The organism is Paenibacillus sp. Y859, from assembly GCF_056786405.1.
Genome location: NZ_JBXCIZ010000020.1, coordinates 39,071 through 48,309, shown reverse-complemented (window position 1 = coordinate 48,309; position 9,239 = coordinate 39,071). Strand labels below are relative to the sequence as shown.

Annotated in this window: 9 protein-coding genes and 1 other RNA gene; 1 reads left to right on the top strand and 9 read right to left on the bottom strand. The window is 42.7% G+C overall.

Annotated elements, in window-relative coordinates:
* Window positions 1-350: 350 nt before the first annotated feature.
* The 6 genes from AC1TO8_RS22795 to ffs all read right to left on the bottom strand — a co-directional run bounded on the left by AC1TO8_RS22795 (window position 351) and on the right by ffs (window position 4,759).
* Window positions 351-620 (bottom strand): pro-sigmaK processing inhibitor BofA family protein, encoded by a 270-nt coding sequence (locus AC1TO8_RS22795; RefSeq protein WP_482057884.1) that lies wholly within the window; start codon window positions 618-620, stop codon window positions 351-353.
* Window positions 621-941 carry a hypothetical protein gene (locus AC1TO8_RS22790; protein WP_482057883.1) on the bottom strand — a complete coding sequence of 107 codons (321 nt, stop codon included), beginning with the start codon at window positions 939-941 and terminating at the stop codon, window positions 621-623.
* Window positions 942-1,471: 530 nt separating this feature from the next.
* Window positions 1,472-2,071 carry a recombination mediator RecR gene (gene recR, locus AC1TO8_RS22785; protein ID WP_482057882.1) on the bottom strand — a complete coding sequence of 200 codons (600 nt, stop codon included), beginning with the start codon at window positions 2,069-2,071 and terminating at the stop codon, window positions 1,472-1,474.
* 27 nt (window positions 2,072-2,098) lie between these two features.
* A complete protein-coding gene (locus AC1TO8_RS22780) occupies window positions 2,099-2,410 on the bottom strand; it encodes a YbaB/EbfC family nucleoid-associated protein (RefSeq protein ID WP_482057881.1) in 312 nt (103 codons plus the stop codon).
* A 35-nt stretch (window positions 2,411-2,445) separates the two neighbouring features.
* On the bottom strand, window positions 2,446-4,209 hold the full coding sequence (gene dnaX, locus AC1TO8_RS22775) for a DNA polymerase III subunit gamma/tau (protein ID WP_482057880.1): 1,764 nt from the start codon (window positions 4,207-4,209) through the stop codon (window positions 2,446-2,448).
* A gap of 282 nt (window positions 4,210-4,491) precedes the next feature.
* Window positions 4,492-4,759, bottom strand: an RNA gene (ffs, locus tag AC1TO8_RS22770) — signal recognition particle sRNA large type.
* 188 nt (window positions 4,760-4,947) lie between these two features.
* On the opposite strand from ffs, the gene AC1TO8_RS22765 reads away from it, so the two are divergent.
* Complete coding sequence (locus AC1TO8_RS22765) at window positions 4,948-5,907, top strand: NAD(P)H-dependent flavin oxidoreductase (RefSeq protein ID WP_482057879.1); 960 nt, start codon at window positions 4,948-4,950, stop codon at window positions 5,905-5,907.
* Between the two features lie 170 nt (window positions 5,908-6,077).
* Here the strand turns inward: AC1TO8_RS22765 and rpmE are convergent, their stop codons facing one another.
* The 3 genes from rpmE to rho all read right to left on the bottom strand — a co-directional run bounded on the left by rpmE (window position 6,078) and on the right by rho (window position 9,091).
* Complete coding sequence (rpmE, locus tag AC1TO8_RS22760) at window positions 6,078-6,275, bottom strand: 50S ribosomal protein L31 (RefSeq protein ID WP_438348243.1); 198 nt, start codon at window positions 6,273-6,275, stop codon at window positions 6,078-6,080.
* Window positions 6,276-6,370: 95 nt separating this feature from the next.
* On the bottom strand, window positions 6,371-7,648 hold the full coding sequence (locus AC1TO8_RS22755) for a radical SAM family protein (RefSeq protein ID WP_482057878.1): 1,278 nt from the start codon (window positions 7,646-7,648) through the stop codon (window positions 6,371-6,373).
* A gap of 72 nt (window positions 7,649-7,720) precedes the next feature.
* The gene (rho, locus tag AC1TO8_RS22750; protein ID WP_482057877.1) at window positions 7,721-9,091 is read right to left on the bottom strand and encodes a transcription termination factor Rho; all 1,371 of its coding nucleotides are present in this window, start codon (window positions 9,089-9,091) and stop codon (window positions 7,721-7,723) included.
* Window positions 9,092-9,239: the final 148 nt, after the last annotated feature.

Sequence of the window (9,239 nt, the reverse complement as noted above, 5' to 3'; positions counted from 1 at the left end):
CGTTCGTCCTGAGCCAGGATCAAACTCTCCAATTAGTATTGAAAAGAGCGATTATGCTCATTTTGAAACAAACTGACGAGAATATTACATTCTCAATCCAAATGATTTCTCATTTGTTTCGTTCTCACTTTCGTGAAAACCACTCACTCGTTGTTCAGTTTTCAAAGATCAATTTCTCTTTCGTTTGTCTCCGATTGTTCTCGGCGACAACTTCTATAATATATCATGCTGCCCGGCATTTCGTCAAGCTTTATTTTTCGATATTTTCAATCGATTATTTTTGCCTTTCAGCAAGCTTGTCTGCCTTTCAAAGGGGCGATTTATAATGTAACACATCAGCACAGTAGACGTCAACTGTTCATGATAAATATTTTTAAACCATACAAAAGAGCCACCCCAGGAAGGCCTAATATCGCAACAGTTCCTATAGTAACCGGGTTTAATGGAATATATACAGCCGTCATCAATCCTGAGAAGTTAACTAGATATATTCCAAGGGAAGCTAATATCATATGTGTACCAAATACAGTTAACCAGCCGAAACCTAGTTTCTTCTTAAAAACAATATACGTTAGAGCGCATAAAGACACGGCGAGAACACCCATCACGATCCATTTCATCTAATTGCATTCTCCTTTCTTCATATCTTCTTGTACAGAATGGTCTACGATGATACCGACTGTTTGCTTCTCACCTAAAAGAGATCTACGATCTAGCCCTAGAGCTTTTGCCTTCTTCAAGTGTATTTGGTATTTAAGCTCAGCCGCTTCCAACATATATATAGCGTAGTCCACCTGATCCTCACTCACTGCTTCTTCAAAATACATACGCGCCTCTTCCCAACGAATGAGCGCATCGGTAATATCCTTATAGATTTCACTATTTTCCTCATCCCTAGCGAACTCATCCTTTTTAAACACACTAGCCCAGTACCTCTTCATCCCTACCATAATGTAAATCCCCCTTCTCTCTCGTATCTCCTACTTCATACTTATCGAGAAAGGGACAATCTTAGAACCAAAATGAAACAGCATCTATTTCTCTCCACCTCACCTTTGCGAGTGCTATCCCATATTTCGATTGTCTTAGCCAAGAGATTTTAGAGGCGGGCAGGATGGAGGGTGAACTGTGAGCAGATTGCAGTGGTGATTTTTTTAACGGAGCGCACTGGCCACTATATGCAAATAAACAGCCCAAATCCGAGAAAGAAGATCAAATAACGTCACCCCGGTCCGTTAGAATTTCAAAAGTGACGTTTCAGGCAGAATAAGGTCTGCTGGCTCCGTTAGAATGTTTACGAGGTCATCTCTCCATTACGTTCCCCCGCCACCACTCAACCTTTTTTCCTTGGAATGGCATGTCTTCTATTCTATTTAGAACGGAGCTATCCTTAAGTTATTGCTTGAAACATACGTTTTCTTACACAAAAAAAAGAAGCCCTTCACAGGACTCCTCAGCTTTCACATTAGCATCAGTGTATCTCGCGCCGACCTTCCAGCGCCTTAGATAAAGTCACTTCATCCGCGTACTCCAAATCTCCGCCTACAGGCAATCCGTGTGCAATACGGGTCACTTTAATACCAAAAGGGCGAATCAGCCTAGAAAGATACATCGATGTTGCTTCGCCCTCAATATTAGCATTCGTAGCTAAAATAAGTTCCGTCACTCGCTCATCACTGAGTCTGTTCAACAGTTCCTTTAGGCGAATGTCATCTGGACCGATCCCCTCCATAGGAGAGATCGCACCTTGAAGAATATGATAATACCCATTAAACTCCTTAGTCCGTTCCATCGCTACGACATCCTTGTGATCTTGTACGACACAGATGACAGAACGATCACGTGTCTTATCCTGACATATACGACAAGGATCCGTATCCGTAATGTTGCAACAGATAGAACAGTAGTGAAGGTTTCTCTTCACACTAACGAGCGCCTTAGCGAAATCAATAACATCGTCTTCCTTCATCGTAATGACATGAAATGCCAACCGACTTGCTGTCTTTGGACCAATACCGGGTAGTCGCGTAAAGGATTCGATCAGCCTTGCAATAGGTTCGGGATAATACAAAACTAAAAATCTCCTTCTGCTGTGAAATTAGAACAGGCCAGGGATTTTCATTCCGCCTGTGAATTTACCCATATCATCATTGGCAAGCTCATCCGCTTTAGTCAGGGCATCATTCACCGCTGTCATCACCAGATCCTGCAGCATTTCAACATCTTCCGGATCAACTGCTTCCGGCTTAATTGTAATAGATATCAATTTCTTATGTCCATTCACTTCTACGGTGACTACACCGCCACCAGAACTACCTTCCACCATCTTCGTAGCGAGTCCTTCTTGCGCTTTCAGCATTTGCTCTTGCATTTTCTTCACTTGTTTCATCATTTGATTCATATTATTCATGAGTAATCTCTCCTTTTTGGATGCACATCTCTGCGCTATTCTTTTATGACTACAAGGTCTTCTCCAAATAATTGAAGAGCCTCGTCAATCCATGGCTCTGTTTTCGTTTCACCATCTTCATGCTCATGCTCTAACTTGAGTTCTTCTTTGGCCTTCTGAGTAGATCCCTCGATCTCTTTCATCCAGTCTCGCTGCATAATCGTAACCAAGCGATAAGGCTTCCCAAGCTTCGACTCTATCACATGCTCAATAACCTGCCTGTTCGCCGGCTTCTCAGTTGTCTCTCGGTGGATCGTATTCTTAAAAGCCACCAGAATAGCATCATCCAACATGGATACAGGTTCGCCATCCATAAACCAAGCATGAACGGTAACCTTCTCCTCTTTAACGCCTTGAAGAATATGACCCCACTGTTTTTGAATGGCAATAAACGGATCACTATTCAAATGAACCAAGTATTGATCCAAATGTTGAGGAAGCTTCGTGGTTGAGGATAATCGAGGTGGAGGCATCCCACTTCCAGATGATCTCGAACTTGCACCGGAATCACGGCCATTACTAGATGGCGTTCCTCCTGATTTCATAAAGCGTTCAAGTTTCTTCTCAAGTGCGACCACCTGCTGTTTCAGGAGGGCTATCTCCCCTGAATCCGCGGGCAAGGAAACCTGCGGTCTTTCATTGGAGAACTCCATCTTAACCAACTCTTGAGCACCCTGCGGTATGTTGCACAACTTGAGAAGTGCCACTTCAAACAGCATTTGCGGCTGTGAGGCATATTTCATCTCACTTTGATAGTGATTCAAAACATCAATCATTTGGAATAATTGCTCCCGAGAGAATGTCTCTGCCATACCTTTATACTCTTGCGGATTCAACACCCTGTCCGTCAACTTATCCGCATGAGGAACCATCTTAATCATCAGTAGATCTCGGAAATAGAACAGCAGGTTCTCCATGCACTTATCAGCACTCTTTCCCTCCTGCATGAAATCCTCTACCATCTGTAACACTACACCGATGTCTCCATTCATTAGTCCTTGGGCCAATAGTCCGAACTGTTCAGAGGCGATGCCACCCGTCATATTCAGAACCTGCTGATAGGATACAACATCCTCTGTAAAAGATGCAATTTGATCTAGAATACTAAGTGCATCCCGCATCCCACCATCCGACAATCGGGCAATGTATTGGAGCGCATCTTCTTCCGCCTTAATACCTTCTTCTTTGCAAATACGACGTAATCTCTCTGTCTGTTCATCAAGAGATACTCTACGGAAGTCAAAACGCTGACACCGCGAAATAATTGTAGCTGGTAGCTTATGCGGCTCCGTTGTCGCCAGAATAAACATCACATGCGGAGGTGGCTCCTCTAATGTCTTCAACAAAGCATTAAAGGCTTCCGTCGTCAGCATATGCACTTCGTCAATAATATAAACCTTTTTCCTGACTTCCGTAGGCGCATATTTAACCTTCTCGCGCAAATCGCGGATTTCATCCACACCCCGATTGGATGCGGCATCAATCTCTTGAACATCCATGACCGCTCCAGCCGTTATCCGACGACAGGATTCACACTCATTGCAAGGTTCAGGCTCAGACCCTCGCTCGCAGTTTACCGCTTTCGCTAAAATTTTGGCTGCACTCGTCTTCCCAGTTCCCCGTGGCCCATTGAACAGGTAGGCATGAGAAACCCGCTGTTCACGTATTGCGTTCTGCAGCGTTTGAATAATATGCTGTTGTCCTACCATGTCTCGAAAAGACTGCGGCCGCCAAGCACGATACAGCGCTATATGTTCCACTTTGCTTACCCTCTTTCAACTTCCACTTCATGACGCTTAGTCGCTTCATTAGTATACTATATTCCCGGCATCTGCAAAACTTCATTTCACATTCTTATAATGGATGTTCAAAAAGTCATCTTTTGATCACGAAGTATAGCAAGAAGTATATTCGACATCGAAAGCAAATGCTTTAGTGCTGAAAAGCTAACTTTTTGAACTTCAACTTATGCTTCAATAAATTAAAAAGCACCTTCACCAATTGGCAAAGATGCAAGTAAATTTCTAATATAAATAACAAGACCGTGCACCCGTTATTGATAATTGCGATCCAAGCGGCAACCCTGTGTAGCTACTCGAGCTAGGCTTCCCTTCGGCACAAGAGTAACTTGCTTATGGCTGCTTCCTTCCGGACCTGACCAGGTTCACGAGCACTCATTGCGAAGGACCCAACTGTCAGCGTAGCACACAGGGACCAAGACCTTACATCAACAAAACCTCTAACGGGAATTCAACCTCGCTACAGCGGATTGCGAGTTACAGGGCACCGCTACCTCCCCGTCTAGCACGGTGAAAATAAGTATATATCATGAGTGTACAAAAATCAACCCAGTAGTGCAGTCCAAAGTTTTATCAGAAGTACCCAATCGAACATGCGTTGTATCACATCCTCTACCTTTTAACTATGATACATTTCATAAATATTACTCTTTCGAGTTGTATAATAGATTCATAAAAACAGTGAACAGGGGTGTGCAATTGAACTTACCAACAATCCAATTCGGGCATATTAAATCGAGAGTCCCTATTATTCAAGGAGGTATGGGTGTTGGCATTTCCTTGAGTGGACTTGCCGCTGCTGTAGCTAATGCAGGTGGAATTGGCACTATTTCTGGTACAGGCATTTCTACCGAGGAATTAAGAATGCATATTCGCAGAACAAGGGAACTAACCAAAGGAATTGGATTTATTGGAGTAAACGTATTATTTGCAGTGAAGGACTTTTCCGAGAAGATGAAGACCGCCTTGGAAGAAAAGGTGGATTTCATTATTTCTGGGGCTGGAATCTCGAGAGATATGTATGCATGGGGAAAAGAGCATGGTACACCCGTAATCTCTATCGTTTCATCTGCCAAATTAGCTAGACTCTCTGAAAAATTAGGCGCTTCAGCTGTTGTTGTAGAAGGTTGTGAAGCTGGAGGCCATCTGGGTACAGACAGATCCATGTTTGATATTCTTCCAGAAGTAGTGGAGGCCGTTACTATTCCAGTCATTGCTGCAGGTGGTATTCTGACAGGTGAAGATGTTGCCAAAGCACTCCGAATTGGTGCAGCTGGTGTTCAAATGGGTACCCGTTTCGTAGCAAGTCATGAATGCGATGCCCCTTTGGCATTCAAACAGAAGTACGTGGAAGCTCAGCAAGGAGATACCGTCTTGGTTAAGACCACGGTAGGATTACAGGCGAGGGCGATCAGAAATGAATTTACAGATCAGATACGTGGGGATGCCAAACTAAAAATAGCCAAATGCTATAGTTGCCTCAAAGTTTGTTCGTATCGATTTTGCACTATGGAATCTTTACTCGCCCCTCTTAGAGGTGAGGTTCAGAATGGTTTGCTTTTTGCCGGGTCGAGAGTGCATGAGATTAAAGAAATTTTGTCTGTACAGCAAATTATCGATCATATCATGGAAGAATACCATCGTGTTGCGATTACTTAACTTGCATCGCTCGGAAAAACACATCCTAGATATGGAACCGATCCTAGGCACACATGCGATCAAGTAGAAACTTATACTTTCTTATATTTCAAAAAAATCCCCTATCTCTATAAAGAGTAGGGGATTTTGCATGTTTAGTTGCTTAAGCTGCTAAGAAGCATACGTCAAAATTAGATGCCGTATTTCTTCTTAAATTTATCAACGCGACCACCAGCATCCAGGAATTTTTGTTTCCCAGTATAGAATGGATGGCAGTTGGAGCAAATTTCTACACGAAGGTTTTCTTTAACAGAACCCGCTTCAAATGTATTACCACAAGCACAAGTTGCTGTAGTAACGTGAAATTTCGGTTGGATTGATTCTTGCATGACTTTCACCTCTTTCCGCCCTGAGTCTCATGTGGACACAGAGTTATAGGACACATAATAGCATTTTAGCAGGTTACCTTATCATGTGCAATATATTATTTATTTATAACGATTGTTTTGGGACGCGCCATGCCCGCTGGAGGAACATGCGTAAAGGAACCGATCACAACATCTGGTAACTCCGCCTTAAATATATCAATCATCTGTTTCATACCTAATATCTCACCTTGAGCAGGAGGAATGATTTCCAGATAACTTTCGGGATCAATGTTCAAATTACGCATTTGAATCAATTTCAATCCTGTACGCCGGCAGAATTCCACCATCGCTTCGATCTCTTCTTCGCGATCTGTTACACCAGGGAAGATCAAATAGTTAATCGAAGTGTAGACACCTTGATCCGTTGCATAGCGCAATGACTTCTCTACGTTAGCCAAATTATATCCTCTTGGCTTATAGTAGGGGTTGTAATGATCGTCTAGTGCGCTTATCGTACTGACACGCATCAGGTCGAGACCCGCATCCACGATGCCACGAATATGATCACTAAGTCCTGCATTCGTATTAATATTGATATAACCCATATCCGTAATCGATCTAACCTCGCGGATTGCATCGATAATAATTTTAGCTTGTGTCGATGGTTCACCCTCACAGCCTTGCCCGAAGCTAACGATGGAATCGGGCGCCTGAAGATGCTCGAGCATGACTTCTACTAATTCATCGACTCTTGGACGGAAATCCATCCGGGTCTGAGGTGACACAAAGCCACTGTCATCCGGTTGCTCAGAAATACAACCGAAACATCCCGCATTACAAGAGTGCGACACAGGTACCGCACCTTCCCAGCGATTAAGAAATGTATTGGACGACGTGAGACATTCATACCCTAGAGCGCAATTGGATAAATGGCTATACAACCTGTTGTCTGGGTATTTCTCAGTTAACCGTTGCACACCGACATTCAGAGCATCTGTATCGCAATTTAAAGGATTCCATTTCTCAGGATCATCCGTTAAATGGGCTGCAACGAAGAACTTACCGTCCTTCCATACGACAGCTGAATAACCGAATAAAGGTAATTTATACTCTTTATCTGCCTTTACATAGCCTGGAAGACATAGTCTTGTATACCCTTGCGGTAGAAGTGCTCCAACGGCTTGGGCGTCGTTTGGCAACGACATCATTTCTCCACTTACTGGATCCATTCCCACAGCACGGGTACTTGGTAGCCCTACTAATGTTGCGCCCTCAGGTAACGGGATAAGCTCATCTTCCATTATTTCAACGATCATATCTCCGCTTCGGGCAAGCCCATGGAGCGTAGGATGATCGAATACATTTCCTTGTTCGTCTGCATATACCAGATACATGATGTTCTCCTTTTTTAACTATAATACTATATTTTATCACATTAAATTTCATTCATAATGGATTGTCAAAACCTATGACGATGAAGTCACAGAAGTTGAGGTCGTACGAGGAGTTCTACGTGCAGCACTAGGTTTACTGTTGTTGCTGTTGTTGCTATTACTACTACTATTTCCAGCACTGTTGCTTGGTTTCGCCGTAGACGTAGCATCAAAAGAAGCAATAAACTCATCATTTGTCTTACAGTCACGTAACTTCTTCAGGAATCCATCAACAAATTCAATCGAATCATTCATATTTTTACGAATAGCCCAGATTGTATCTAGTTCTTCTTTTTCCAATAAGACTTCCTCACGACGTGTACCTGAACGGCGAATATCAATCGCTGGGAAAATACGACGTTCTGCCAGCTTACGATCAAGATGTAACTCCATGTTCCCCGTACCTTTAAATTCTTCATATATAATATCATCCATCCGCGAACCCGTATCGACCAAAGCTGTTGCAAGGATGGTTAAGCTACCGCCCTCTTCCACATTTCGTGCTGCACCAAAGAACCTTTTGGGGCGATGAAATGCTGCAGGATCAATCCCTCCGCTAAGTGTGCGACCAGATGGAGGAACCACTAAGTTATATGCACGAGCTAACCGAGTGAGACTATCCATAAGGATGACAACATCCTTTTTATGTTCAACTAACCGTAACGCACGTTCTAAGACCAACTCTGCCACTTTAATATGATTTTCTGGTAATTCATCAAATGTGGAGGCAATAACTTCCCCTTTTACAGAACGTTGCATATCCGTCACTTCTTCAGGTCGTTCATCAATGAGTAGTACAAAAAGTGAAATTTCAGGGTAGTTTGTTGAGATGCTGTTGGCAATTTCTTTCAAGAGGAGCGTTTTTCCTGCCTTTGGAGGTGCTACAATGAGTCCCCGTTGCCCTAACCCTACAGGTGCGAGTAAATCCATAATACGTGTAGACAAATGAGTTGGGGATGTTTCAAGTACAATTTTCTTTTCTGGGTATAGAGGAGTTAATGCTGGAAAATGTAGTCGTTCTGCTGCGGTCTGGGGATTCTCTCCATTTACGGCGTTAACCTGAAGCAATCCAAAATATCGTTCATTCTCTTTCGGGGTTCTACATTTACCAGATACTAAATCTCCTGTCCGTAAATCGAACTTGCGAATTTGCGAAGCGGAAATATATATATCTTGTGTACTCGGAAGATAATTAATCGGTCTAAGAAATCCATACCCTTCGGAAAGTATCTCCAGTATCCCTTCCATAAACATTAATCCACTTTGCTCCGCTTGTGCACGCAATATAGCAAATATCAATTCTCTCTTCTTCAACTGACCATAATACGGTATCTGGTATTGCTTCGCCAGTTTATACAGATCGGTTAGCTTCATTTCTTCCAAATCGGAAATTTGCAAATCCATTTAATAACCACCTATTCAATTTTATAAGTCCAAATATTATTCATTATAATTCAATCTATGAGTCTATGAAAATCTCTTATTCATCTTTACCCAAAAATGAAGGGGATATGCAATTTTCACAAAAATATCAACGTGAATATACCCCCTT

Excerpts from the sequence above, each read along its gene's own strand:
- AC1TO8_RS22795 (WP_482057884.1), bottom strand. The coding sequence starts at position 620 with ATGAAATGGATCGTGATGGGTGTTCTCGCCGTGTCTTTATGCGCTCTA.
- AC1TO8_RS22790 (WP_482057883.1), bottom strand. The coding sequence starts at position 941 with ATGAAGAGGTACTGGGCTAGTGTGTTTAAAAAGGATGAGTTCGCTAGG.
- AC1TO8_RS22780 (WP_482057881.1), bottom strand. The coding sequence starts at position 2,410 with ATGAATAATATGAATCAAATGATGAAACAAGTGAAGAAAATGCAAGAG.
- rpmE (WP_438348243.1), bottom strand. The coding sequence starts at position 6,275 with ATGCAAGAATCAATCCAACCGAAATTTCACGTTACTACAGCAACTTGT.
- AC1TO8_RS22755 (WP_482057878.1), bottom strand. The coding sequence starts at position 7,648 with ATGTATCTGGTATATGCAGACGAACAAGGAAATGTATTCGATCATCCT.
- rho (WP_482057877.1), bottom strand. The coding sequence starts at position 9,091 with ATGGATTTGCAAATTTCCGATTTGGAAGAAATGAAGCTAACCGATCTG.